Genomic DNA, 24,101 nt, shown 5'->3' on the forward strand with positions numbered 1-24,101 from the left:
AGCGAAGCAATCCAGAATGTCTTTCGCGGCGGCAGTCTGGACAGCCTCGCTATGCTCGCAATGACGGAACACCGCCATGTCACTCAAGCTCTACGAACTCGTCGGCATCGACCCCTCGCGCCCGTTCAGCCCGTATTGCTGGCGCACGCGGATGGCGCTGGCGCATAAGGGATTGTCGGCGGAATCGCTGCCCTGGCGCTTCACCGAGAAGAGCGCGCTTGCGCCGCACGGCTCGGAAAAGGTCCCGGTGCTGCTGCATGACGGCAAGCCGGTGGTCGATTCCTGGACGATCGCGACCTATCTCGAGGACACTTTCCCGGACCGTCCGTCGCTGTTCGGCGGCGAGGGCGGCCGGGCCATGGCGCGCATGATCAACGCCTTCGGCGACATCGCCATCGTCGGCGGCATCTTTCCGCTCATCGTTGCCGACATCCCGAACAATCTTGCCGAGATCGACGCGGCCTATTTCCGCAAGTCGCGCGAGGCGCGCTTCGGCGGCAAGAGCCTTGAAGAGGTCATGGCGAGCCGCGACACCGGCGTGGTCGCCTTCCGCAAGTCGCTCGAGATCATGCGCCAGACCTTGAAGAAGCAGCCCTATCTCGGTGGGGCTGCGCCGAACTATGCCGACTACGTCGTGTTCGGCGGTTTCCAGTGGGCGCGCGTGGTGAGCCCGTTCAGGCTGCTGGAAGCCGATGACCCGGTTTATGCCTGGCGCGAAAAACTGCTCGACGCGTTCGACGGCATGGCAAGGCGATCGCCGGGGTTTGAGGTCTAAACTTCGTAGCCCGGATGGAGCGCAGCGAAATCCGGGGGCCGGTGCCTGTGGAGGGATTCCCGGATTACGCTTGCGCTCCACCCGGGCTACGGACGGCCTCCGCCGCTGCCTTGCGCAAGCATTCCCGGCACAGGCAGTCCTCACCCTCAATCGGCATCGGCAGCTTTGCTGTTTCTTCCGCGCACCAGCAATTGCCCGAGAGGTCGCAAGCAAACTCGGCGCCGCAGCGGGAGCAGGCCAGGCGACGCGGTTCCTGCAACGGAAATTCTTTCGAAATTGTCATGGTCTGCGCCGAAGCTTCGCCGTCATTTTAATGTCGGGTTCATCTCCCGACACCGTATATTACGCGACGTGCGTGATATCGGAAAGCGCGTCACGACGGCGCGAAGGACAATTTGATGGCCCGCGATTCGCAAGCCGCGCTCGTTGCGCTCAACCGTTTTGGCTTCGGTGCCCGCGGCGGAGCGTCCGGCGATCTCATCAACGCGGCCTCCGATCCGCGCGGTTTCGTGAAGGCGGAGCTTGCGCGTCCCAGCGGTGTGCTGCTGGAGGCGCCCGGCCTGCAATCGACGCAGCAACTCGGGCAGGCCGTGTTCGCCTATCAGGATCAGGTCAAGCAGGCACGCGAAGCGGCGAAGGCAGCCGCGTCCACTGAAGCGCCGGCACAAGCGCCTGCCGATCAGAAGCCTGCTCTGCGCCGCAATCTGTCGCTGAACGCAGCGGCGACCGAAGTTGCGGGCCAGATGGCCGATGCAAGGCCCGCCGACAATGCGGCGAAGCCGGAGACCATGCAGCCCAACATGGCTGCGCCGCAGCCCGCAAAGCCTGCACCGCAGCCGCTCAACGTGATCCAGAAAACCTTCCGCGCCGAGGCGCTGGCGCGTCTGCAGCGCGCGACGCTGGCCACCTGCGGCTTCACCGAGCGTCTCGTCGTGTTCTGGTCCAATCATTTCTGCATCTCCGCGGGCAAGGGCGAGCTGGCGCGGATCTGGGCCGGCGCGTTCGAACGCGAGGCGATCAGGCCGCACGTGCTCGGACGCTTCGCCGACATGCTGAAAGCGGTGGAGCAGCATCCCGCGATGCTGTTCTTCCTCGACAACCAGCAATCGCTCGGTCCGGATTCGCGCGCAGGCCAGAATCGCAAGCGCGGGCTGAACGAAAATCTCGCACGCGAGATCATGGAGCTGCATACGCTCGGGGTCGGGGGCGGCTATACGCAGGCCGACGTCACCTCGCTCGCCCGCATCATCACCGGCTGGACCTTCGCCGGACGACAGGGGCAGCTCGGGGCGCCCGGCTCCTTCGTGTTCAACACCAATGCGCACCAGCCGGGCCCGCAGATGCTGCTCGGCAGGACCTACGAGCCGACGGGGCTGGCGCAGGGCGAAGCCGCGCTCGCCGACATCGCGCGGCATCCCTCGACCGCGAATTTCATCGCCACCAAATTCGTCCGCCATTTCGTTGCCGACGAACCGCCTCCGGCGCTCGTTGCGCGCCTGCGCGACGTCTTCATCAAGACCGACGGCGATCTCAAGGCGCTTGCGACGGCGCTGGTCGATTCCGACGAGGCGTGGAAGGCACCGTTGACCAAGATGCGCAGCCCTTATGATTTCCTCGTCGCGAGCGGCAGGCTGCTCGCGCGGGTGCCGGAGGATCCCGGCGCCTATCTGAACAATCTGAACCTGCTGGGACAGCCGCTGTGGTCGCCGGCGGGGCCGAATGGTTTCCCGGATACCAACGCGGCCTGGGCTGCGCCCGAGGGGATGAAGCTCAGGCTCGATATCGCGGCGCAGATGGGTGCGCGGCTCGGCAACAACATCGATCCGCTGGACCTGCTGGAATTTGCGGCGGCCGATGCGGCCTCCATCGACACGCGCAAAGCCATCGAGCGCGCGGAGTCGCGCCAGCAGGCGCTCGCGCTGCTCCTGATGTCGCCGGAAATGCAGAGGAGATGATCATGATCGACTGCGTCGAGAACCGGCTCCTCACCTCGCGCCGCGGCCTTCTGCTCGGCGGCGCCTCCTTCGCGGCCTGGGCTTACCTGCCGAAATTCGCACGCGCCGCCGATGGGCGCGATCCCCGATTGGTCGTGGTGATCCTGCGCGGCGCGCTCGACGGGCTCGCGACCGTCGCCCCGATCGGCGATCCCGATTATGCCGGCCTGCACGGCTCGATCGCGCTCGCCGCGGATGGCGCCCATCCCGCGATCATGCTCGATTCCTTCTTCGCGCTGCATCCCGCCATGCCCGAGTTTTCGCGCATGTATCGCGACAAGCACGCCGCGGTGATCCACGCGGTGGCGACGCCCTATCGCGACCGCTCGCATTTCGACGGCCAGGACGTGCTCGAAAGCGGCTATGCCGGGCCGGGCCGCGTGCAGTCCGGCTGGCTCAACCGCGCGCTGGAAGTGCTTCCGCGCGGCGAGCGCGTGTCGAGCGGTCTTGCGGTCGGGCCCACCACGCCGCTGGTGCTGCGCGGCAACGCGCCGACCGTCGGCTGGGCGCCGGTGGCGCTGCCGCAGGCGGATGACGACACCGCGATGCGGCTCGTCGATCTCTATCGTCATCGCGATCCCGCGCTGGCCTCGGCGTTGTCGCAAGGCCTTCAGCTCGAGAAGGCCGCCAGCGGCGACGACATGAAGCCGAAGCCCGGCAATCAGGCCGCGCAGATGCGCCAGGTCGCGCGTGGCGCGGCCAAGCTGATGGCGGCCGATGACGGCCCACGCATCGCTGCGCTCGCTTTCGACGGCTGGGACACGCATGCCAATGAAGGCGGCCCGGTCGGGCGTCTCGCCTTCCTGCTCGGCGGGCTCGATGGCGCCCTCGCCGAATTCGAAAGCGGCCTGGGCGATCGCTGGCGCGACACCGTCGTCGTCGTCGCCACCGAATTCGGCCGCACCGCGCGCATCAACGGCACCGACGGTACCGATCATGGCACCGGTACCATCGCGCTGCTCGCCGGCGGCGCGGTGAAAGGCGGTCGCGTCATCGCCGACTGGCCGGGCCTGAAACTCGCGAACCTCCATGAGGCCCGCGACCTCAAGCCGACGACAGACCTGCGCGCGGTGATCAAGGGCGTGCTGCAGGGCCAGTTCGGCCTGTCCGATCGCGTGCTGGCCGAGACGGTGTTCCCGGACAGTGCGAGCGCGCGGCCGATGAAGGGGTTGGTGGCTTGACCTCTCCCCGCTCTTTGCGGGGAGAGGTCGGATGGCGAAGCCATCCGGGTGAGGGGCAAGGCACACAGTTGCCAAAGTGACAGCCTATCCGACTCGTACAACGTCAGTGCATGCGTCACGCACTTCGCCTACAATCGAGACCGAACTCGCGGAGGCCCCCCTCACCCCACCCTCTCCCCGTAAGAACGGGGCGAGGGAGCGAGAGGGCGGTGCGTCCCTTACAGTTCCGGATCAGGAGACCTCCCATGTACATCGCCATGAACCGCTTCCGTGTCGTCAAGGGCTCCGAGGCCGCCTTCGAGCAGGTTTGGCTCGGCCGCGACACCCATCTGGACAAGGTGCCGGGCTTCGTCGAATTCCATCTGCTGCGCGGACCCGAAGCCGAGGATCACACGCTCTATGCCTCGCACACGGTGTGGGCGAACCACGCCGCGTTCGAGGCCTGGACCAAGTCGGAGGCGTTTCGGGCGGCGCATGCGCGGGCCGGTGACACCAAGCCGGCCTATCTCGGCCATCCCCAGTTCGAAGGCTTCGAGGTGATCCAGACCGTGGCGAAGTAGCGCCGCACCGCGAGCGTCAGCCCAGCGTGATCTTGTCGATCTCCGCCATCTCCTCGGCACTGAGCTTCCAGGCGATCGCCTTCACGTTCTGCTCGATCTGCTCGACGCGGGTCGCGCCCGCGATCACGCTCGACACTTGCGGGCGGGCGGCGAGCCAGGAGAAGGCGAGCTCGAGCATGCTGTGGCCGCGCGCCTTTGCAAAGGCCTGGAGCTTCTCGACGATGTCCTCGTTGCGCGGCGTGACGTAGCGGTCGCGCAGCCGCTCCACCTTTCCGAAGCGGGTGTCGCCCGGCGCGGCCTCGCCCTTCCGGTACTTGCCGGTGAGCAGTCCGCTTGCGAGCGGGAAGAACGGCAACAGGCCGAGCTTGTATTCCTGCGCCGCCGGCAGCAGGTCCTTTTCGATGTCGCGCACGACGAGCGAGTATTCGTCCTGGCACGACACGAAGCGGCTGACGTTCATGGCGCGCGCGACGTACTCGGCTTCGGCGACGCGCCAGGCCGGAAAGTTCGAATTGCCGATGTAGCGGACCTTGCCCTGCCGGACGAGATCGTCGAGCGCGCGCAGGCTCTCCTCGATCGGCGTCAGCGGGTCGTAATCGTGCTGCTGGTAGAGATCGATATAGTCGGTCTTGAGCCGCTTCAGGCTCGCTTCCACGGCCGCCATGATGTAGCGGCGCGAGGCGCCCTGCTTGGTGCCGTCCTCGGCCATGGGCTTGGAATATTTCGTCGCCAGCACGATGTCCTTGCGGCGATCGCCGAGGACTGCGCCGAGCACGTTCTCCGAGCCGCCCATGTCGGCATAGATGTCGGCGGTGTCGAACAGCGTGATGCCGAGGTCCAGCGCGCGATGGATCACCTTGCGCGAGGTCTCCAGATCCGTGCGCTGGCCGAAATTGTTGCAGCCGAGCCCGACCGCGGACACGCGAAGGCCGGAGGCGCCGAGATTGCGAATTTCCATGGAGAGATCCTGTCAGATGAGCGCGGGCATTGTGACCACCGCGCTCGCGAGCTGCAAGCTGCCCGCCGCGCTGCTGCCATGCCGGCAGCGCGGACAAAAAAATGCGGCCCCTGTCAGACGCGGCGACTGACGGGGACCGCTTGGGGCGCTTGATCGGTGACGGGGGGCCAGATCAGACGCAGGCGGGAGCGTAGCCCCGCTATGTTACGCGCGGGTGACAGGCTGACTTATCCACAGGCGCCGGTTCAGAAGATCTTGCGATAGACGATGAAGCCGGAACGCTCCGCGACCTTGTCGTACAGGCGCTGCGCCGTGAGGTTGGTCTCGTGCGTCTGCCAATAGACTCGCGGCGATCCCGCCAGCTTCGCCCGCTCATACACGCCATGGATCAGTGCCGAGCCGACGCCCTTGCCGCGCGCGCTCTCGGACGTGAACAGGTCCTGCAGATAGCAGGACGGCTCGATCGCGGTGGTGCTGCGATGAAACAGATAGTTCGTCATGCCGAGCAGCTTGCCGTCGCTCTCGGCGACCAGCCCATGCACCGGCTCGTAGCCGTCGAAGAAGCGCTGCCACGTCACCTTCGTGATCTCGGGCGCAAGCGCGGTCGGGCCGGAGCGGCCGTAGAAGGCGTTGTAGCCGTCCCACAGCGGCAGCCATTGATCGTAGTCCTGCCTGGTGACGGAGCGAATGGTGAGCGACATCTGGAATTCCCACGATCGATGAAGCGTCCTTCATACGTGATGACGGCCGCGCCGATCAATCGCGCCGTCGCATCACTCCGCGACGCGAAGATACCGGATCAGCCTGCGGCCTGTGGGATCGCGCAGCGAGCGGTAGTAGTCGGCGCGGGCCGGCGCGTCGGTGTGACGCACGAGGTCGGTCACCGGGGTGTAGCTGAGCATGCGCCCGCCGTCGGGCAGTGCCGTGCAGACGAAACGCAGCACCTCGCCGGTCCGCAAGGCGATGTTGATCGGCGTGGCATCGCCGGTCCGCACCATCTCCATGCGCTGGGCGATGAAGGTGCCGAGCTCCTCCTCGGGCAGCTCGAACGCGCCGGTGTCGCGGCCGTGATACATCAGCGCGATGAAGGGCGGCTTGCCGTCGGCGATCTCGTCCGGCACCGCGAAGTAATCGCGGAACGCGCGGTTGATGAATTCGGCGCGGGTCTCGGCGTCGAGCAGCACGATGCCGATGTCGACCTGGTCGAGCGCGGCCGAGAGCCGCGCGGCGGAGGCGTGGCTGCGGCGCTCGGCCGCGAACGTGCCGAGCAGCCGTTCGCGCATCAGGCCTGTGACTGCTGCGGTGAGCGCCGCGGTCACGGCCAGGAGGCCGAGCCGGATCAGATCCGCGGCGGCATAGGAGAAGCCGTGCTGGTCGACGCCATGCCGGTCAAGGAACAGCAGCGCAGCGCCGATCACCGCGGCAGCCGCGGTGACCATGGCCGAGGCGACACCCGACAGCGCGCCGGCCAGCGCCACGATGCAGATGAACAGCGGGGCAGGTGAGGGAAGGGTGATCGCGCGTTCGAGCAGCATCGCCAGCAGCAGGGTCGCTGCCGTCGCCGCCGGACCGGAGATCGCACGCCATCCGAACCGCATGGGCCAGTCTCGCTCCTCCCGAACGAGGTAAGGCCGCAACATTGGCCGATCGTTGCACTCATCCAACGCGTTTTCGCGCGGCGTGCTTAAGATACGCTTGCCCGCAAGCGTAAGGCTTTCAGATGATTTTAGACCAGGTGCGCGTGCTTGAAGGACTGTTGCAGCGCAGGCGCATTCAGCGTCGACGTTCCCGGGCTCTTGCGGGTGCCGACGACGATCAACAGTGACGCCGCGACCAGGATGGCCGCAGTCAATGTGATTGCAACGACTACCACAGGTGATTTCATCGACATCCTGTCGCGATCCGGCCGGCGCGGGTCATGCGGCGCCTTGAAGGCCGGACCAGGATGAAACGGGAATCAGGCCGGCAGGCCCATCGCCATGGTCGCCTTGGTCGACAACACCGTCAGGGTGACGATCAGGCAGAGCGAGAGCGCAGCGATCGCCAGTGAGGCCGCGACTGCATTGGTGAGCCGGGAAGACGCGACGGTCGCGGGATGGCCCTGAAAGCCTGCCGTGCCGGACGCCCGTATCATGGTCTAAATCCTTCAACGCGCGAGCGAATCACCCGCAACTTTCCGCAATTTCCCAGTTTCAACCGGCAACATTGCGGCGGCTATCGCGCTGAAAATGGCCGGATTGCGGCAAATATTACCTTTATGCCCGCTATTCGGCCCAGCGGCGGCTATGCCGTCAGGCGCCGGCGGCAATGCTGGCGGGGTCGTCGATGTCGGCCGGCCGCCAATCCATCGGCACGAAACCGGGCGCGGCTTCGACCCGCTTCAGCCAGTCGCGGATCGCCGGGAAGGCCTGGAGGTCGAAGTCGCAGCGGTCGGCCAGATGGGTGTAGCCGTAGAGCGCGATGTCGGCGACCGTGAGCTGGCGCGCGGCGAAATAGGAATTGGTCTTGAGGTGGTTTTCCATCACCTGCAAGGCGCCATAGCCGCGCTCCATCCAATCCTCCAGCGAATGGGTCTGCAGGTCGCGGCCGCCCTTGACCAGCGAGAGCCAGAAATAGGCGGCGCCGATATTCGGCTCGAGCGCGTGCTGCTCGAAGAACATCCATTGCAGAGCTTCGGCGCGGTCGATGCGATTCTCCGGCGCAAGCGGCGTGCCGACGGCGACGTACCAGAGGATGGCGTTGGACTCGGCGAGATAGCGGTCCTCGCCGACCTCGAGCAGCGGCACCTGTCCCGAAGGGTTCTTGGTCAGAAAGTCCGGCGTGCGGCTCTCGCCGCGCAGAATGTCCACCTCCACGGCCTCGTAGGGCACGTTGAGCAGCGCCAGCGCAAGGCGAACCTTGTAGCTGTTGCCCGAGCGTTGCATCGAATAGAGCTTGTACATTCTGAGAGTTCGAATCCGAGGACGGGAAGATGCGACGCCCGGTTGCCCCGCGACGCCGCTCAAGAATGATGCCGATGCGAATCCGCCGCAAGGGCCGGCCAATAGAAAAACTCGAAAACCCTACCGCACTGCAACGCTGCGGAAGATCATTTCCGCGCGATGATGCAAATCAGTTCACGCTTGCGTCAACGCGTGGAGGCGGTGCGCCGCGCGTGATGAAACGCAAACGTCTCCGCCATCGTCCTGGCCGGGCATCCACGTCCTGGCCATGCGGCGCGAAGAACATCGATGCCCGGGACGAGCCCGGGCATGACCACCCTCTGCTCGATCGCGAACGTCGCAAAATTGCTCCGAGGGCACGCCTTGTCGGATATGAGCAATTCCGGAGGCAAAGTTGCGGAAAATTGCTGGAAATCGCGGCTCGAACCGCTCCCGATCCGTAAACTTTTGCGAGATCGGACCGAAGTTTCTTGCGGCGCAGCGGCACACGTTTTAGGGTGGCTCCATTCCCACAATCAGAGTCGTGACGACCCATGGGTTCACGATGCCTGGGTTCACGACACTTGTCAGGAGATGACGATGCCCTTCCTTGCCGCTGCGCTCGACCGTGTGAAGCCGTCCGCGACCATCGCGGTCACGGATAAAGCACGCGCGCTGAAAGCGGCGGGCCGCAACGTCATCGGCCTCGGCGCCGGCGAGCCCGACTTCGACACGCCCGCCAACATCAAGCTGGCGGCGATCCACGCCATCGAAGCCGGCAAGACCAAGTACACCGCCGTCGACGGCATTCCCGAGCTGAAGGACGCGATCATCGCCAAGTTTCAGCGCGAGAACGGCGTCACCTACAAGCCGAACCAGATCATCGTCGGCACCGGCGGCAAGCAGGTGCTCTACAACGCGCTGATGGCGACCATCAATCCGGGCGACGAGGTGATCATTCCCGCGCCGTACTGGGTCAGCTACCCTGAAATGGTCGCGCTCGCCGGCGGCGAGCCGGTGCCGGTGGTCTGCACCGCCGCGACCGGCTTCAAGCTCCAGGCCGAAGCGCTCGAGCGCGCCATCACGCCGAAGACCAAATGGGTGATCCTGTGCTCGCCGTCGAACCCGACCGGCGCTGCCTACACCCGTTCGGAATTGAAGGCGCTCACCGATGTGCTGGTGAAGCATCCCCATGTCTGGGTGATGACCGACGACATGTACGAGCACCTCGTCTATGACGACTTCCAGTTCACCACGGTCGCGCAGGTCGAGCCGAAACTCTACGATCGCACGCTCACCGTGAACGGCGTGTCGAAGGCCTATTGCATGACCGGCTGGCGCATCGGTTATGCCGGCGGCCCCGCGCAGCTGATCAAGGCGATGGCGACGATCCAGTCGCAGTCGACCTCGAACCCCTGCTCGATCGCGCAGTGGGCTTCGGTCGAGGCGCTGAACGGTCCGCAGGACTTCATCCCCGCCAACAACAAGGTGTTCAAGGAACGGCGCGACCTCGTCGTCTCCATGCTCAACCAGGCCAAGGGGATCGAATGCCCGCGTCCCGAGGGCGCGTTCTACGTCTATCCGTCCTGCGCCGGAACGATCGGCAAGACCGCGCCGTCGGGCAAGGTGATCGCCAATGACGAGGACTTCGTCACCGAGCTGCTGGAGACCGAAGGCGTCGCCGTGGTGCAGGGTTCGGCTTTCGGCCTCGGACCTGCGTTCCGCATCTCCTACGCGACCAAGACTTCCGATCTCGAAGACGCCTGCAAGCGCATCCAGCGCTTCTGCGGCAATCTGCGGTAAGCTTGGCGCGACAGGCGCAAACTGGAAAGGCCCGCTTCGGCGGGTCTTTTTTGTGTGCCGTGCGCAATCTCCCCCGAAGCGGCGAGACGGGTGAGGGGTCCTCTCCGCGAGTCCTTCTGCCAATTGCAGTCGCGGAGAGATACCCCTCATCCGGCGCTTCGCGCCACCTTCTCCCACAAGGGGAGAAGGGAAGACGGCACCAATTCGCCTCGTTCAATCTGGCACCCCCAAGACTCTTGTGGCATAGACGCGCAATGCGGGTGGGCGCTCTCTGCTCGCATCACATCATTGCCGGAGATATTTCATGCGCCGTTCGTTCATCTTTGCCGGGCTCGCCGTCGCCAGCCTCGTTGCCTCCAGCGTCAGCGGCAGTGCGCAGCAGCGGATGGCGCGGGTCGGCGTGCTCGAATGCCGTGGCGGCGCCAGCGTCGGCTTCATCGTGGGATCGGTGACCCATCTCGGCTGCGTGCTGCGCGCCGACGGTCTGCCCGACGATCGCTACGTGGCGACGATCCGCAAAGTGGGTCTCGACATCGGCATTACCCAGGAGACGGCTTTGGCGTGGGGCGTGTTCGCGCCGGTCGACCGGCTCGGCCCCGGCGATCTCTCCGGCAATTATGCCGGTGCGCAGGGCAGTGCCTCGGTCGGTGTCGGCTTGGGCGGCAACGTGCTGGTCGGCGGCTCCAACAATTCGATCGCGCTCCAGCCGCTCAGCGTGCAGGGGCAGGTCGGCCTCAACGTCGCCGCCGGCCTCGAAAGCCTGGAACTCCGTCCGGGCCGCTGAGCGCCAAGGGCGGAGCTGCTTTCACCTCTCCCGCTGGGGAGAGGTGAAACATGGCCGACGGGCCGACCTGATCTCATCAGGCACTATAAAACTTGATCGAACTGACGACGCACCGCAGCGACGTTTGACGCTTGCCAAATCTCGGGGACGGGCAGAGCATCTGCGCTTGCCGACCCAATCATGGGCCGAGCTCCACACCAAGGAGGCGGCGAATGGGACATGACGTCAGAAGTCCCCGAGGTCCACGGTGCATCGCGCTGGTGGGCCCTTTCCAAAGCGGTAAAACCACACTTCTCGAAGCAATATTGGCGCGAACGGGCGCGATCCCGCGCGCCGGCAGCGTCGATGCCGGAACTTCCGTCGGCGACGCCACGCCCGAGGCCCGTCATCACAAGATGACCGTCGGGCTGACTGCCGCCACCACGAGTTTCATGGGCGACAGCTACACCTTCCTCGACTGTCCCGGTTCCGTCGAATTCGCCCACGACATGCGCGCCGCGCTGCCCGCGGTCGATGCCGCGGTCGTGGTCTGCGAAGCCGACGAGAAGAAGCTGCCGCAGCTTCAGATCATCCTGCGCGAGTTGGAGGAGCTGAAGATCCCGCGTTTCCTGTTCCTCAACAAGATCGACCGCGCGAGCCAGCGTATCCGCGAGACGCTCGCAATGCTACAGCCCGCCTCCCGCGTGCCGCTGGTACTGCGCCAGATCCCGATCTGGAAGGGAGAGCTGATCGAGGGCTTCGTCGATCTCGCGCTGGAGCGCGCCTTCATCTATCGCGAGCACAAGGCCTCCGAGGTGGTCGCGCTCGAAGGCGGCAATCTCGATCGCGAGAAGGAAGCCCGTTTCTCGATGCTGGAGAAGCTCGCCGATCACGACGATGCGCTGATGGAGCAATTGCTCGAGGACATTCAGCCGCCGCGCGATGCCGTGTTCGACGACCTCGCCCGCGAATTGCGCGAGGGGCTGATCTGCCCCGTTCTTCTCGGGGCGGCCGCGCGCGAAAACGGCGTGCTGCGCCTGATGAAGGCGCTGCGCCATGAGGCGCCCGGCATTGCCGAGACCGCAAAACGACTCGGCGTAACCGAGAGCAAGGACGCGCTCGGCTTCGTGTTCAAGACGCTGCATTCGCAGCATGGTGGAAAGCTGTCGCTGACGCGGCTGCTCGCCGGCCATCTCGATGACGGTGCGACGTTGCAATCCGCCTCCGGCGGGGCAGGGCGCATCTCCGGCATCCTCGCCGTCAACGGCGCGTACGACACCAAGCGTGCCTCGGCCGAAGCCGGTGACACGGTGGCGCTCGCCAAGCTCGACCCCATCAAGACCGGCGACACGGTCTCGAGCGGCAAGACCCCGCCGGCCGCGCTCGCCGCGGCAGAACCCATGCCCCCGGTGCTCGCGATTTCCGTTGCGGCGATCGATCGCAAGGATGATGTGAAGCTCGGCCAGGCACTGACGCGGCTGCACGAGGAGGATCCCTCGCTCGTCATCGTGATGAACGCCCAGACCCACGACACCGTGCTGTGGGGACAGGGCGAGATGCACTTGCGCGTCGCAAGCGAGCGGCTCCGCGACCGCTTCGGCGTCAAGATCAACTCCCATCCTCCTGCGATCGGCTACCAGGAGACCATCCGCAAGCCGATCGTCCAGCGTGGCCGCCACAAGAAGCAGTCCGGTGGCCACGGCCAGTTCGGCGACGTCGTGCTCGACATCAAGCCGCTGCCGCGTGGTGAGGGATTCAAGTTCGCGGAGAAAGTCGTCGGCGGCGCTGTGCCGCGCAACTACATCGGAGCGGTGGAAGAGGGCGTCGTCGACGGGCTGGCGCGCGGTCCGCTCGGCTTCCCCGTCACCGATGTGCAGGTGACGCTGACCGACGGCTCCTATCACAGCGTCGATAGCTCCGATCTCGCCTTCCGTACCGCGGCGCGGATCGGGCTCAACGAAGGCCTGCCGCAATGCCAGCCGGTGCTGCTGGAGCCGATCCACGTGGTCGAGATCGTCTGCCCGACCGATGCGACCGCCAAGATCAACGCGATCCTGTCGGCGCGGCGCGGCCAGATCCTCGGCTTCGACACCCGCGAGGGCTGGAGCGGCTGGGATTGCGTCCGCGCCATGATGCCGGAGGCCGAAATCGGCGAATTGATCGTGGAGCTGCGCTCCGCCACCGCCGGCGCCGGCAGCTTCATCCGAACGTTCGACCACATGGCCGAAGTCACGGGACGTGCCGCCGACCAGATCATCGCCGCGCATCAGCACGCGGCGTGATCTGACGAGACGCAACTCTCTCCGCACTCGCGGGGGGAGGGTGCGCTGATCCCTGCAGCGTGTCCCGGACGCGCTGCTCTGCGCAGCATTGTTGCGCAGAGCCGGGACCCAGAAAGCCACGGAGTTCGCCGCTGCTTGGGTCCCGGCTCTGCAGCTCATCATTTCGTGCTGCGCTGCGTCGGGACACGAGAGCGGGGTCTCCGCGCACGGCTGCATCACGCAGGCGGCCCTTGCGTTTATCGCACAATGATGTATTTTACATCATTGTGCACGTTCTAGATATCACTTATAAGCGTTGATACGTGAGGCTAAGGTGATCACGTCATTCCAGATGCGGGCAGCCCGCGCGCTGCTCGGCATTGACCAGAGAGCCTTGGCGGAACTCGCAGGCGTGTCGTTGCCGACCATCCAGCGGATGGAGGCGAGCACTGGCAACGTTCGCGGCGTGGTCGAGACCCTGATGAGGGTGGTCGAGGCGTTCGAGCGGGCCGGCGTCGAGCTGATCGGCGAACAGGCGCGCAGCGAAGGCGGCGGACGTGGTGTTCGGCTGAAAGAGCCGGGGCCTCCACGCCGGGTGGGAGCGTGATCCCGCGATGATCATGCTCGGAGCAGGTTGAACCAACGCACCGTCGCGCCCCGATACGCGGCCGCACGATGCATCGGAGCATTGTGGGCATGAGCATCACGGGCGAACACGCAGGCAAGCTGCACGGGCTTCGGCAGCCGACCTTTACCGAACTCTATCTGCCAAAGCTCGTGACCGTATGGCGCGAGGGCTATGGGCTTGCGGATCTGCGCGCCGACGTCTTCGCAGGTCTGACGGTTGCGATCGTGGCGCTGCCGCTCTCGATGGCGATCGCGATCGCCTCGGGTGTCACGCCGGACCGCGGCCTCTACACCGCCGTTGCCGGCGGCTTCATCGCCTCCCTGCTCGGCGGCAGCCGCTTCCAGATCGGGGGACCTGCGGGCGCGTTCATCGTCCTCGTCGCCGCGACCGCGGAGCGCCACGGCGTCGACGGGGTCATCCTCGCCACTCTGATGGCGGGCCTGTTCCTGATCGCCGCGGGCCTGCTGCGGGTCGGCACCTACATCAAGTTCATTCCCTATCCGGTGACGGTCGGCTTCACTGCCGGCATCGCCGTGATCATCTTCGCCAGCCAGCTTCGCGATCTCGGCGGAATCACTCTCGCGGGGAAAGAACCCAGTGAGTTCGTGCCGAAACTCGTCGCGCTGGCGGCTGGCCTTCCCACCATCAATCCGTTCGCCGTCGCGGTCGCCGTCGTCAGTATTGCCATCATCGCGGCCTTGCGGATCTGGCGGCCCTCCTGGCCCGGGATCCTGATCGCGGTCGTGTTCGCGGCCGTCGTGTGTGCGGTGTTCTCGCTGCCGGTCGAGACCATCGGCTCGCGCTTCGGCGGCATTCCGCGCGAATTGCCGTCACCTGCGCTGCCGGCGTTCTCGATCGCGAAGGTGACCGCAGTGCTGCCGGATGCGATCGCGTTCGCGCTGCTCGCCGCCATCGAATCGCTGCTATCCGCGGTGGTCGCCGACGGCATGACCGGGCGCCGTCACCGCTCCAATTGCGAGCTGGTGGCGCAAGGCGCGGCCAATATCGGCTCGGCGCTGTTCGGCGGCATCTGCGTCACCGGCCTGATCGCGCGCACCGCGACCAACATCCGGGCCGGCGCCCGAGGGCCGCTTGCGGGCATGCTGCATTCGGTCTTCCTGCTGCTGTTCATGCTGATCGCGGCGCCGCTTGCGAGCTACATTCCGCTCGCCGCGCTCGCCTCGGTGCTGGTCGTGGTGGCCTGGACCATGGCGGAGAAGCATGAGTTCGCCACGCTGCTGCGTTCGTCATGGGCTGATGCCGTCGTCCTGCTCGCGACCTTCCTGCTGACGATCTTCCGCGATCTCACCGAAGGCATCCTGGTCGGCTTCGCGCTCGGCGCGGTGCTGTTCATCCATCGCATGGCCGAGATGACCGGCATCGAGGAACGCTCGCCGCTGGTCGAGACCGACCGTCCCGACGACGGCAATGGCGATCGCGTTCCCTACGATTCCGCCCTCGCGGTCGATCGTGACGTGCTGGTCTATCGCATCACCGGTGCGTTCTTCTTCGGCGCCGCCTCCGCCATCGGCAGCGTGCTCGACGAGGTCGCCGACAGGCGCAAGGCCTTCGTGATCGATTTCGCCGCGGTGCCGTTCCTGGATTCGACGGCGGCCAACGTGCTCGGCCGCGTCGCCGCCAAGGCGCACCGCCAGGGCATCAGGCTGTTCATCACGGGGGCCTCGCCCGCGGTCCGCCGCGCGCTGCTCACCCACGGCGTAACGCCGCCGCGCGCGCGTTATCGCCAGAGCCTCGAGCGTGCCATTGCCGATATCAAGGGCGGGGTGGCCGACGAGGCAGCCCCGACCTGACGCTGCGGCGCCCGCGCGCTTGACAGAGCGGGCGCGACGCGAAATGGATCGCCTCGGGAATACGACCCCGAGGACAAGATGACCGCGCCCAAAGCTCCTGCAGCCTGTCTGATCGGATGGCCGGCCGCGCATTCGCGCTCGCCGCTGATCCATCATTACTGGTTGCGTACGCTCGGCATTGAAGGCGGCTATCTGATCGAGGCGGTGCCGCCCGAGGACCTCAGGGATTTCGTGCTGCGGCTGTCCTTGCGCGGCTTCGTCGGCGCCAACGTCACCATCCCGCACAAGGAAGGCGTGCTGGCGCTGTCGACGCCCGATGCCCGCGCCAGGGCCGTGGGCGCGGCCAATACGCTTTGGTTTGCCGACGGCGAGCTGCGCTCGACCAACACCGACGTCGAAGGCTTCATCAACAATCTCGATGCCAGCGCGCCTGGCTGGGACGCAGCCGACGAGGCGCTGTTGCTGGGCGCCGGCGGCTCCTCGCGTGCGGTCGTGTTCGGGTTGCTCGAGCGCGGCATCAAGCGCGTGCATCTCGCCAACCGCACCATCGCGCGAGCCGAGACGCTGGCGCAGCAGTTCGGGCCGAACGTGCATCCCGTGACATGGAACGCGATCGACGACGTGCTGCCGCGCGCCAAACTTCTCGTGAACACGACCTCGCTCGGCATGCACGGCCAGCCGTCACTGGATATCGACGTCGCGCGCCTGCCGCTGGCTGCGGTCGTCGCCGATCTCGTCTATGTGCCGTTGGTGACGCCGCTGCTCGCCGCCGCAACTGCGCGTGGCCTGAAGACCGCCGACGGGCTCGGCATGCTGCTGCATCAGGCGGTGCGCGGCTTCGAGCTGTGGTTCGGCCGGCGGCCGGAGGTCACCGCCGAGTTGCGGGCGCTGGTCGAGGCCGATCTCACAAAGACTTGAGAGGGGCGCGGCGAATAGCACCCTATCTCCGGAGTTCTAACGTCGTGGGACAATCGGAGACCGTTATGGCCATTCAACGTGCAACTTTCACACGTCCACTGATCGCCGTCGCGATGGTGGCCGTCTCGACTTACTGCGCCTTCGCCCAAAGGGCGCCGGTGCCGACGCGGGTGCGCGGCACCATTGAAGCCGTCAACGGCGACACGATGCAGGTCAAGTCGCGCAGCGGCGAGGACGTCAAGCTGCACATCGCTGCGGACGTGAACGTATCTGGCATTACCAAGATTTCACTCGCCGACATCAAGCCGGGCTCGTTCATCGGTGCCACCACGGTGCCGGGACCGGACGGCGGCCAGAACGCCGTCGAGGTGCACGTCTTTCCGGAGAGCATGCGCGGCACCGGCGAGGGCTCGCGGCCCTGGGACCTCAAGCCGAATTCGAGCATGACCAATGCGACGGTGGCGGAAAGCGTCGTCGGCAATGACGGTCATACGCTGCTCGTCAAGTACAAGGACGGTGAGAAGAAAGTCTTCGTCGCCGACAACACGCCGGTGGTGACCTTCGTGCCGAGCGACAAATCCGAGTTGAAGCCGGGCGCCAAAGTCATCGCCTTCATGAAGCAATTGCCGGACGGCTCGTTCGAGACCAACCGCGTCAGCGTCGGCCGCGACGGCCTGACGCCGCCGATGTGAGCGGAGCTACAGCCACACCTTCGCCGTCGTCCCGGACAAGCGTCAGCGCAGATCCGGGACCCATGACCACAGGAAAAAGTTGTTACGCGAAGCAGGTCACTCCGAGTCCTCGTAGCCACACCCGCCTGTGGCTATGGTTCCCGGATCTTCGCGCGCTTCGGGCGCGCTTGTCCGGGACGACAGTGATTACTGCTGCGGCATCCCGGCAGACGCCTCACACCGCAATGATCTGATCGTCGATCTCGTCGATCTTGTTGACGCCGCACAGGCCCATGGTGGTGAGCAATTCCTTCTGGATGATGTCGATCGCCTTGGCGACGCCGGCCTGGCCGCCGGCGCCGAGGCCATAGGCATAGGCGCGGCCGATCATGCAGGACTTGGCACCGAGCGCGAGCGCGCGCATCACGTCCTGGCCGGAGCGGATGCCGCCGTCGAACATGATCTCCATCTTGTCACCGACGGCATCGGCGATCTCCGGCAGCACCTCGATCGAGGACGGCGCGCCGTCGAGCTGACGGCCGCCATGGTTGGAGACCACCAGCGCCTGCGCGCCGGTCTTTGCGGCGAGCTCGGCGTCCTCGACGTCGAGGATGCCCTTCAGGATCAGCTTGCCGGGCCAGATCGAGCGGATCCACTCGATGTCGTTCCAGTTCAGCGAGGTGTCGAACTGCGAGTTGATCCAGGTCGACAGCGAGGTGATGTCGTCGCTGACCTTCAGGTGACCTGCGAGATTGCCGAAGGTGCGGCGCTTGCCCTGGAGCACGCCCGACACCCAGGCCGGCTTGCTGGCGAAATCCAGCAGCTTCGACAGCGACCATTCCGGCGGCACCGTCATGCCGTTCTTGATGTCCTGGTGGCGCTGGCCGATCACCTGCAGGTCCACGGTGAGCACCAGCGCGCTGCACTTGGCCGCCATCGCGCGCTGGATCAGTTCCTTGATGAAGCCGCGGTCCTTCATCACGTAGAGCTGGAACCAGAACGGCTTCTCGACATTGGCGGCGATGTCCTCGATCGAGCAGATCGACATGGTCGATTGCGTGAACGGGATGCCGGCGGCCTGCGCGGCGCGGCAGGCGTGGATCTCGCCGTCGCCATGCTGCATGCCGAGCAAGCCGACGGGTGCGAGCATCAGCGGCATGGTCGAGGGCTCGCCGAGGATCGTGGTCGAGGTGTCGCGCTTGGAGACGTCGACCAGGATGCGCTGGCGGAACTTGATTGCCTGCATGTCCTCGCGATTGGCGCGCAGCGTCTCCTCGGCATAGGAGCCGCGGTCGCAATAGTCGAAGAAGGCCTTCGGCACGCGGCGTTTATGCAGCGCGCGAAGATCGTCGATACAGGTGATATGTTTCATGATCGTTCCCCGGCCCGTCCTTGACCCAACAGTCTTGCATCGGAAGATTTCGGGGTCATCTAGCATGGTTGGATGCGCAGCCAAATCGTTTGCAGAAGGTTTTGCAGGAGAGCGCCATGACCAAGCCGCACGCCGGACCTTCGCCGGAAGAGATCAAGGAAAAGCATGATCTCGAGGAAGCCCTGGAAGAGGGGCTGGAGGAGACTTTTCCGGGGTCCGATCCCGTCAACGTCACCCAGCCGGCGCCGAGCCGCCAGGACGGCCATGTGAAGCGCAGCGGCTAGGGCCGGTTCCGCCTCATTCCGACGTTATCGCAGGAAATACAGTGTTAACAATGCGTTACCGGGATGGTCGCGTGCCCGGTTCCGTAATGATTCATCATATTTTTTGAAGCCAAGTTAGCCGCGCAAGGCTTATAAGACGCCAGCAAATCAGGGATGCGGGGTCCGTTCGGGCATCCCGTGGTTGTCGAGGGGATCCCCTGGTTGTTGCGTTGGGGGACGATATGAGTCGCAAATATTTCGGGACGGACGGGATTCGGGGCCGCGCCAACGGACTGATCACGCCGGAGCTCGCGCTCAAGGTCGGCCAGGCCGCAGGCCTTGCGTTTCAACGCGGCGACCATCGCCACCGGGTCGTGATCGGCAAGGACACCCGCCTGTCAGGCTACATGATCGAATACGCCATGGTCGCGGGCTTCACCTCGGTCGGCATGGACGTGCTGCTGGTCGGCCCGATGCCGACGCCGGCGGTCGCGATGCTGACCAAGTCGATGCGCGCCGATCTCGGCGTCATGATCTCGGCCTCGCACAATCTGTTCGAGGACAACGGCATCAAGCTGTTCGGGCCGCAAGGCTTCAAGCTTTCCGACGACGTCGAGCGGCAGATCGAGCAACTGCTCGACGAGCCCATCGACAAGCGTCTCGCACAAAGCGCGAGCCTCGGCCGGGCCCGCCGCATCGACGGCGTGCATGACCGCTACATCGAATTCGCCAAGCGCACGCTGCCGCGCGATCTGTCGCTGGACGGCCTGCGCGTCGTGATCGATTGCGCCAACGGCGCGGCCTACAAGGTGGTGCCGGAAGCGCTGTGGGAATTGGGTGCCGACGTCGTGCCGATCGGGGTCGAACCCGACGGCTTCAACATCAACAAGGAATGCGGCTCGACTTCGCCGGAGGCGCTGTCGAAGAAGGTGCGCGAGATGCGCGCCGACATCGGCATTGCGCTCGACGGTGATGCCGATCGCGTCATCCTGGTCGACGAGCGCGGCCACATCGTCGACGGCGACCAGCTGCTCGCGGTGATCGCGCAGAGCTGGAAGGAAGACGGCCGGCTGTCGCGTCCCGGCATCGTCGCCACCGTGATGTCCAATCTCGGGCTGGAGCGCTTCCTGAAAGGGCAGGGGCTCGATCTCGTGCGCACGCCGGTCGGTGATCGCTACGTGCTCGAGCAGATGCTGAGCGGCGGCTACAATCTCGGCGGCGAGCAGTCGGGCCACATCATCCTGTCAGACTACGCCACCACCGGCGACGGCTTCGTCGCGGCGCTGCAGGTGCTCGCGGTGGTGCAGAAGCTGCGCCGGCCGGTTTCGGAAGTCTGCCACCGCTTCGATCCGCTGCCGCAGATCCTCAAGAACGTCCGCCACAAGGGCGGCAAGCCGCTCGACGATTCCGACGTCAAATCGGCAATCTCCGACGGCGAGAAGCGCCTCAACGGCCACGGCCGCCTCCTGATCCGCTCCTCCGGCACCGAGCCGGTGATCCGCGTCATGGGCGAGGGCGAGGACCGCATCCTGGTCGAGGACGTCGTCGACACCATCGTCTCCGCCTTGGGGCAGGCCGCGGCCTGAATTCTTCCTTCTCCCCTTGTGGGAGAAGGTGGCGCGAAGCGCCGGATGAGGGGTATGCATCCGAAAACTCTATTCGGCAGCATTGCTCGCGGAGAGATACCCCTCACCCGTCTCGCCGCTACGCGGCGAGCCACCCTCTCCCACAAGGGGAGAGGGGCAGAAGAGCGCATCCCAGCCATTTGCGATTGGCGCTGGTTCCTCCGCCGCCTGCATCGTACCTACGAGGTCGCGGCAATCGGCCGCGCCGGGATGCTGCGTTGAACAAGCCTGTCGTCGTCTCAGAGGAAACGCTGACCGAGCCCGTCGTCGTCGCCGACGTCGCGCCCGCCGCTGCCAAGGCAGCGGGGCCGGCCTATGTCGTGCTCGCCGGCATCAGCGTCTCGCACTTCCTCAACGACACCATGCAGTCGCTGATCGCCTCGGTGTATCCGATCTTGAAGGACACCTACGCGCTCGACTTCGCGCAGATCGGCATGATCACGCTGGCCTTCCAGTTCACGGCCTCGCTGCTGCAGCCGGTGGTCGGGCACTACACCGACAAGAAGGCGCAGCCTTATTCGCTGGCGATCGGCATGGCCTCGACCTTCTTCGGCCTGCTGCTGCTCAGCGTCGCGCAGCAATACCTGGTCATTCTCGTTGCGGCGGCCTTCGTCGGCCTCGGCTCGGCGGTGTTTCACCCGGAATCGGCGCGCATCGCGCGGCTCGCTTCCGGCGGCCGCTACGGCTTTGCGCAATCGGTGTTTCAGCTCGGCGGCAGTTTCGGCACCTCGATGGGGCCGGTGCTGGCGGCGCTGATCGTGGTGCCGTTCGGGCAGGGCAGCATCGCCTGGTTCTCCTCGATCGCGTTCCTGGCGATTCTCATCCTCTGGCGCATCGGTCGCTGGTATGCGCCGCAGATCAAGGCCAGGAAGACGGCGGCGGTTCAGGCCCATCCCGACGCGCCGAGCTCGCGCCGCGTCGTGCTCGCGCTGCTCGTGCTGGTGGCGCTGCTGTTCTCCAAGCAGCTCTACGTCTCGAGCCTGTCGAGCTACTACATCTTCTATCTGATCGACCGTTTCGGCGTGTCGACCCAGGCCGCCCAGATCTATCTCTTCATCTTCCTTGCGGCGAATGCGGTCGGTGCGTTCTTCGGCGGTCCTCTTGGCGATCGCTTCGGCCGCAAGATCGTGATCTGGATCTCGATCCTGGGCGCGCTGCCGTTCACGCTGGCGCTGCCCTATGCCGGCCTCCATGCGAGCGCCGTGCTCAGCGTCGTCATCGGCCTCATCATCTCCTCGACGACGTCGTCGATCATCGTGTTCGCGCAGGAACTGGTGCCGCATCGCTTCGGCATGATCTCGGGCGTGTTCTTCGGCGTCGCCTTCGGCATCGGAGGGCTGGGGGCCGCCGTGCTCGGCAAGCTCGCCGACCACACCTCGATCGAGTTCGTCTACCAGGTCTGTGCCTATCTGCCGGCGATCGGCCTGCTTGCGGTGTTCCTGCCCAAGCTGCCGCGGCACGTGCGTTAATTTTTCCTCTCTCGTTGCAGCGCAGCTTCACACATCGTTAGCAATTGCTGGCGCGAGGCGATGCGTTTTTGCAACGCTTTCCATCCGTCCGCGCGAGCAGTCAGAAAAAATCAACCTTAAAAATTAGGGTTAAGTGGCGCTTAAACATTTGATGGCATCGTCCCGTCCGTGAGTTTCCAGAACGTGAGGCGATCGTATTGAGCCTCACCGGCCATAAGGACGAAGCCAATGCGTAGCGTTATGTCTCTCCTTGCCGCGGGTGCGGCAACCCTGATCTCGTCGATGGCGTTCGCCGCCGACATGCCGATCGCCCCGCCCCCTCCGATGTACGCGCCGCCCGCTCCGCCCGCCGATTTCGGCGGCTGGTATCTGCGCGGTGACGTCGGTATGACCAATCAGAGCGCCAAGCGCATCGATAGCGCCCTGCCGGCCGGATATTCGAAGTCGACGGAAGGCCTCGGCTTCGACTCGGCTGGGCTGTTCGATCTCGGCGTCGGCTATCGCTTCAACAACTGGTTCCGCGCCGACGTGATCGGCCAGTACCGTGGCAAATCCAATCTGCACGGCAGCGACAACGTCGTCGGCCCCGGCTTCGTCGGCGTCAACAATTACAGCGGCAGCAAGTCCGAGTGGGTCGTGATGGCCAACGCCTATGTCGACCTCGGCACCTGGTGGTGCATCACCCCGTTCATCGGTGCCGGTGTCGGCGGCTCGTACAACAAGATCAGCGGCTTCCGTGACGACGGCGTGTCCTACAACCCGCTGCTCAACAACAGCGTCGCCTACTTCGCCGACAACGGTAAGTGGAATTTCGCCTGGGCCGCTCACGCCGGTCTTGCCTACAAGGTCAATCCCGGGTTCACCGTCGAACTGGCCTACAGCTACATGAACCTCGGCGACGCCGCGCCCGGTAACTACCGCCTGTTCGACAACAGCGCTTCCGGCCCGACCTCGATCAAGATCAAGGAGCTCACCTCGCACGACATCAAGCTCGGCGTGCGCTGGGACCTCAACAGCCCGCCGGCCTACATGCCGCCGCCGCTGGTCACCAAGGGCTGATCGTCGGCCTCATCGGTTAGGACTTCTTAACGGCGCGGGAGCATCCCGCGCCGTTTTGCTTTGCGTATTTTTCATGGCGAGTAGCGACGAAGGCGCCCGACGCAACCATTGGTTAAGGTTAACGAGCCATGATCACGAGCGAAAGTTCGAGTTCGATGGAGCGTTGCGATGCGTGGGCTTTTGTTGGCGGCGGTGATGTTGGGGACGGTGTCTACCGCGCACGCGGCTGACATGCCGGATCTGCCGATCCTGCGCGGCGGCTTTACCGACGGTCTGTCGAAGTCCTCCGTCAATTGGGATGGCTTCTACGTCGGCGGTCAGTTTGGATATGCCACGACCGAGATGGACTTCAGTCGCGCGCCGAAATCGATGACGGATTTCATGCTGCGCGACAGCATCCTGCAGGCTCCGGTTGGAGGGTGGTCGCTGTTGCCGAAGAACCACGTCCAGGCCACGGGGTTCGGTGCGTATGTCGGTCGCAACTGGCAGTTCTACGACGCCGTGATGGGCGTTGAAGCCAATTACAGCTACATGAACAATCTCGGCAGCACCGCAAGCGATTCCATGACGCGGTTGATCGCCGGTGAAACCGCGCCGACCAATCACCTCTACACCTACAACACGACTCTCGGCGGCGGCGCTGCGTTGCAGCTCAAGGACTATGCGACCTTCCGCGGTCGGATTGGTTGGTCCGGCGGAGACTTCATGCCTTATGCGTTCGGCGGCCTTGCGATCGGACGCGCCGACGTGTCGAGGTTCGCGACGGTGTCGTATCTGAAATACGACGACTTCACCGATCCCAACACCGGCGTCACGACGCGTACGACCATCGGCTCCGGCACGATGACGCAGACCGAGCAGCGCGTGAACAGCTTCATCTATGGATGGACGGGCGGCATCGGTATCGAATACGCGCTGCTCGACTGCGTGATCCTGCGCGGCGAGTGGGAGCATGTCGGCTTCTCGAACGCCAAGAACATCTCCGTCAACCTGAACAATTTCCGCGTCGGCGCCGGTTACAAATTCTAGGCCCGCGTTTGCAGCCGGTTGACACGGCTGCGTCGTCCTG

At 65.2% G+C, this 24,101-nt stretch carries 24 protein-coding genes; 16 read left to right on the forward strand and 8 right to left on the reverse strand.

Annotation, left to right across the window (positions count from 1 at the left end):
* Positions 1-76: 76 nt before the first annotated feature.
* Positions 77-775, forward strand: coding sequence for a glutathione S-transferase family protein (locus tag TSA1_RS22075; protein WP_100178172.1), 699 nt, complete (start codon positions 77-79; stop codon positions 773-775).
* Between the two features lie 64 nt (positions 776-839).
* Here TSA1_RS22075 and TSA1_RS40695 read toward each other — a convergent pair whose 3' ends face one another.
* Complete coding sequence (locus TSA1_RS40695) at positions 840-1,058, reverse strand: cysteine-rich CWC family protein (RefSeq protein WP_100178173.1); 219 nt, start codon at positions 1,056-1,058, stop codon at positions 840-842.
* A 115-nt stretch (positions 1,059-1,173) separates the two neighbouring features.
* Here TSA1_RS40695 and TSA1_RS22085 point away from each other — a divergent pair, with 115 nt between their 5' ends.
* The 3 genes from TSA1_RS22085 to hmuQ all read left to right on the forward strand — a co-directional run bounded on the left by TSA1_RS22085 (position 1,174) and on the right by hmuQ (position 4,510).
* The gene (locus TSA1_RS22085) at positions 1,174-2,730 is read left to right on the forward strand and encodes a DUF1800 domain-containing protein (protein ID WP_100178174.1); all 1,557 of its coding nucleotides are present in this window, start codon (positions 1,174-1,176) and stop codon (positions 2,728-2,730) included.
* A 2-nt stretch (positions 2,731-2,732) separates the two neighbouring features.
* Positions 2,733-3,950, forward strand: a complete 1,218-nt coding sequence (locus TSA1_RS22090; RefSeq protein WP_174719014.1) for a DUF1501 domain-containing protein — start codon at positions 2,733-2,735, stop codon at positions 3,948-3,950.
* A 245-nt stretch (positions 3,951-4,195) separates the two neighbouring features.
* A complete protein-coding gene (hmuQ, locus tag TSA1_RS22095; RefSeq protein ID WP_097657587.1) occupies positions 4,196-4,510 on the forward strand; it encodes a heme-degrading protein HmuQ in 315 nt (104 codons plus the stop codon).
* A 16-nt stretch (positions 4,511-4,526) separates the two neighbouring features.
* Here the strand turns inward: hmuQ and TSA1_RS22100 are convergent, their stop codons facing one another.
* The 6 genes from TSA1_RS22100 to TSA1_RS22120 form a co-directional block, all read right to left on the reverse strand.
* A complete protein-coding gene (locus TSA1_RS22100; protein WP_100178176.1) occupies positions 4,527-5,468 on the reverse strand; it encodes an aldo/keto reductase in 942 nt (313 codons plus the stop codon).
* 245 nt (positions 5,469-5,713) lie between these two features.
* Complete coding sequence (locus tag TSA1_RS22105; RefSeq protein ID WP_097657589.1) at positions 5,714-6,169, reverse strand: GNAT family N-acetyltransferase; 456 nt, start codon at positions 6,167-6,169, stop codon at positions 5,714-5,716.
* Between the two features lie 72 nt (positions 6,170-6,241).
* Complete coding sequence (locus tag TSA1_RS22110; protein WP_100178177.1) at positions 6,242-7,066, reverse strand: PAS-domain containing protein; 825 nt, start codon at positions 7,064-7,066, stop codon at positions 6,242-6,244.
* A 128-nt stretch (positions 7,067-7,194) separates the two neighbouring features.
* On the reverse strand, positions 7,195-7,353 hold the full coding sequence (locus TSA1_RS22115) for a hypothetical protein (protein ID WP_100181276.1): 159 nt from the start codon (positions 7,351-7,353) through the stop codon (positions 7,195-7,197).
* A 72-nt stretch (positions 7,354-7,425) separates the two neighbouring features.
* On the reverse strand, positions 7,426-7,602 hold the full coding sequence (locus TSA1_RS39810; protein ID WP_174719015.1) for a hypothetical protein: 177 nt from the start codon (positions 7,600-7,602) through the stop codon (positions 7,426-7,428).
* 157 nt (positions 7,603-7,759) lie between these two features.
* Complete coding sequence (locus TSA1_RS22120) at positions 7,760-8,410, reverse strand: glutathione S-transferase family protein (protein WP_100178178.1); 651 nt, start codon at positions 8,408-8,410, stop codon at positions 7,760-7,762.
* A gap of 579 nt (positions 8,411-8,989) precedes the next feature.
* Here TSA1_RS22120 and TSA1_RS22130 point away from each other — a divergent pair.
* The 7 genes from TSA1_RS22130 (at position 8,990) to TSA1_RS22160 (ending at position 17,265) form a co-directional block, all read left to right on the forward strand.
* On the forward strand, positions 8,990-10,192 hold the full coding sequence (locus TSA1_RS22130) for a pyridoxal phosphate-dependent aminotransferase (RefSeq protein ID WP_100181277.1): 1,203 nt from the start codon (positions 8,990-8,992) through the stop codon (positions 10,190-10,192).
* Between the two features lie 304 nt (positions 10,193-10,496).
* On the forward strand, positions 10,497-10,976 hold the full coding sequence (locus TSA1_RS22135) for a DUF992 domain-containing protein (RefSeq protein WP_063197192.1): 480 nt from the start codon (positions 10,497-10,499) through the stop codon (positions 10,974-10,976).
* 212 nt (positions 10,977-11,188) lie between these two features.
* On the forward strand, positions 11,189-13,237 hold the full coding sequence (locus TSA1_RS22140; protein WP_100178179.1) for an elongation factor G: 2,049 nt from the start codon (positions 11,189-11,191) through the stop codon (positions 13,235-13,237).
* A 313-nt stretch (positions 13,238-13,550) separates the two neighbouring features.
* The gene (locus tag TSA1_RS22145) at positions 13,551-13,823 is read left to right on the forward strand and encodes a helix-turn-helix domain-containing protein (protein ID WP_100181278.1); all 273 of its coding nucleotides are present in this window, start codon (positions 13,551-13,553) and stop codon (positions 13,821-13,823) included.
* Between the two features lie 89 nt (positions 13,824-13,912).
* A complete protein-coding gene (locus TSA1_RS22150) occupies positions 13,913-15,655 on the forward strand; it encodes a SulP family inorganic anion transporter (RefSeq protein WP_100178180.1) in 1,743 nt (580 codons plus the stop codon).
* Between the two features lie 78 nt (positions 15,656-15,733).
* A complete protein-coding gene (locus tag TSA1_RS22155) occupies positions 15,734-16,573 on the forward strand; it encodes a shikimate dehydrogenase (RefSeq protein WP_100178181.1) in 840 nt (279 codons plus the stop codon).
* 65 nt (positions 16,574-16,638) lie between these two features.
* Complete coding sequence (locus TSA1_RS22160; RefSeq protein WP_174719016.1) at positions 16,639-17,265, forward strand: hypothetical protein; 627 nt, start codon at positions 16,639-16,641, stop codon at positions 17,263-17,265.
* A 214-nt stretch (positions 17,266-17,479) separates the two neighbouring features.
* On the opposite strand, the gene TSA1_RS22165 is transcribed toward TSA1_RS22160, so the two are convergent.
* Entirely contained in the window at positions 17,480-18,616 is a 1,137-nt protein-coding gene (locus TSA1_RS22165; RefSeq protein WP_100178183.1) for an alpha-hydroxy acid oxidase, read from the reverse strand.
* A 116-nt stretch (positions 18,617-18,732) separates the two neighbouring features.
* On the opposite strand from TSA1_RS22165, the gene TSA1_RS39815 reads away from it, so the two are divergent.
* From TSA1_RS39815 to TSA1_RS22190, 5 genes are all read left to right on the forward strand, one after another.
* The gene (locus tag TSA1_RS39815; protein ID WP_174719017.1) at positions 18,733-18,900 is read left to right on the forward strand and encodes a hypothetical protein; all 168 of its coding nucleotides are present in this window, start codon (positions 18,733-18,735) and stop codon (positions 18,898-18,900) included.
* 221 nt (positions 18,901-19,121) lie between these two features.
* The gene (glmM, locus tag TSA1_RS22175) at positions 19,122-20,465 is read left to right on the forward strand and encodes a phosphoglucosamine mutase (RefSeq protein ID WP_100178185.1); all 1,344 of its coding nucleotides are present in this window, start codon (positions 19,122-19,124) and stop codon (positions 20,463-20,465) included.
* Between the two features lie 257 nt (positions 20,466-20,722).
* Entirely contained in the window at positions 20,723-21,973 is a 1,251-nt protein-coding gene (locus TSA1_RS22180) for an MFS transporter (RefSeq protein ID WP_100178186.1), read from the forward strand.
* Between the two features lie 228 nt (positions 21,974-22,201).
* The gene (locus TSA1_RS22185; protein ID WP_100178187.1) at positions 22,202-23,032 is read left to right on the forward strand and encodes an outer membrane protein; all 831 of its coding nucleotides are present in this window, start codon (positions 22,202-22,204) and stop codon (positions 23,030-23,032) included.
* A gap of 168 nt (positions 23,033-23,200) precedes the next feature.
* Positions 23,201-24,061, forward strand: a complete 861-nt coding sequence (locus tag TSA1_RS22190) for an outer membrane protein (RefSeq protein ID WP_100178188.1) — start codon at positions 23,201-23,203, stop codon at positions 24,059-24,061.
* Positions 24,062-24,101 lie beyond the last annotated feature (40 nt).

This window comes from Bradyrhizobium nitroreducens (genome assembly GCF_002776695.1).
GTDB classification, from domain to species: Bacteria; Pseudomonadota; Alphaproteobacteria; order Rhizobiales; family Xanthobacteraceae; genus Bradyrhizobium; species Bradyrhizobium nitroreducens.

Excerpts from the sequence above, each read along its gene's own strand:
- TSA1_RS22075 (WP_100178172.1), top strand. The coding sequence starts at position 77 with ATGTCACTCAAGCTCTACGAACTCGTCGGCATCGACCCCTCGCGCCCG.
- TSA1_RS40695 (WP_100178173.1), bottom strand. The coding sequence starts at position 1,058 with ATGACAATTTCGAAAGAATTTCCGTTGCAGGAACCGCGTCGCCTGGCC.
- TSA1_RS22085 (WP_100178174.1), top strand. The coding sequence starts at position 1,174 with ATGGCCCGCGATTCGCAAGCCGCGCTCGTTGCGCTCAACCGTTTTGGC.
- TSA1_RS22090 (WP_174719014.1), top strand. The coding sequence starts at position 2,733 with ATGATCGACTGCGTCGAGAACCGGCTCCTCACCTCGCGCCGCGGCCTT.
- hmuQ (WP_097657587.1), top strand. The coding sequence starts at position 4,196 with ATGTACATCGCCATGAACCGCTTCCGTGTCGTCAAGGGCTCCGAGGCC.
- TSA1_RS22100 (WP_100178176.1), bottom strand. The coding sequence starts at position 5,468 with ATGGAAATTCGCAATCTCGGCGCCTCCGGCCTTCGCGTGTCCGCGGTC.
- TSA1_RS22105 (WP_097657589.1), bottom strand. The coding sequence starts at position 6,169 with ATGTCGCTCACCATTCGCTCCGTCACCAGGCAGGACTACGATCAATGG.
- TSA1_RS22110 (WP_100178177.1), bottom strand. The coding sequence starts at position 7,066 with ATGCGGTTCGGATGGCGTGCGATCTCCGGTCCGGCGGCGACGGCAGCG.
- TSA1_RS22115 (WP_100181276.1), bottom strand. The coding sequence starts at position 7,353 with ATGAAATCACCTGTGGTAGTCGTTGCAATCACATTGACTGCGGCCATC.
- TSA1_RS39810 (WP_174719015.1), bottom strand. The coding sequence starts at position 7,602 with ATGATACGGGCGTCCGGCACGGCAGGCTTTCAGGGCCATCCCGCGACC.
- TSA1_RS22120 (WP_100178178.1), bottom strand. The coding sequence starts at position 8,410 with ATGTACAAGCTCTATTCGATGCAACGCTCGGGCAACAGCTACAAGGTT.
- TSA1_RS22130 (WP_100181277.1), top strand. The coding sequence starts at position 8,990 with ATGCCCTTCCTTGCCGCTGCGCTCGACCGTGTGAAGCCGTCCGCGACC.
- TSA1_RS22135 (WP_063197192.1), top strand. The coding sequence starts at position 10,497 with ATGCGCCGTTCGTTCATCTTTGCCGGGCTCGCCGTCGCCAGCCTCGTT.
- TSA1_RS22140 (WP_100178179.1), top strand. The coding sequence starts at position 11,189 with ATGGGACATGACGTCAGAAGTCCCCGAGGTCCACGGTGCATCGCGCTG.
- TSA1_RS22150 (WP_100178180.1), top strand. The coding sequence starts at position 13,913 with ATGAGCATCACGGGCGAACACGCAGGCAAGCTGCACGGGCTTCGGCAG.
- TSA1_RS22155 (WP_100178181.1), top strand. The coding sequence starts at position 15,734 with ATGACCGCGCCCAAAGCTCCTGCAGCCTGTCTGATCGGATGGCCGGCC.
- TSA1_RS22160 (WP_174719016.1), top strand. The coding sequence starts at position 16,639 with ATGGCCATTCAACGTGCAACTTTCACACGTCCACTGATCGCCGTCGCG.
- TSA1_RS22165 (WP_100178183.1), bottom strand. The coding sequence starts at position 18,616 with ATGAAACATATCACCTGTATCGACGATCTTCGCGCGCTGCATAAACGC.
- TSA1_RS39815 (WP_174719017.1), top strand. The coding sequence starts at position 18,733 with ATGACCAAGCCGCACGCCGGACCTTCGCCGGAAGAGATCAAGGAAAAG.
- glmM (WP_100178185.1), top strand. The coding sequence starts at position 19,122 with ATGAGTCGCAAATATTTCGGGACGGACGGGATTCGGGGCCGCGCCAAC.
- TSA1_RS22185 (WP_100178187.1), top strand. The coding sequence starts at position 22,202 with ATGCGTAGCGTTATGTCTCTCCTTGCCGCGGGTGCGGCAACCCTGATC.
- TSA1_RS22190 (WP_100178188.1), top strand. The coding sequence starts at position 23,201 with ATGCGTGGGCTTTTGTTGGCGGCGGTGATGTTGGGGACGGTGTCTACC.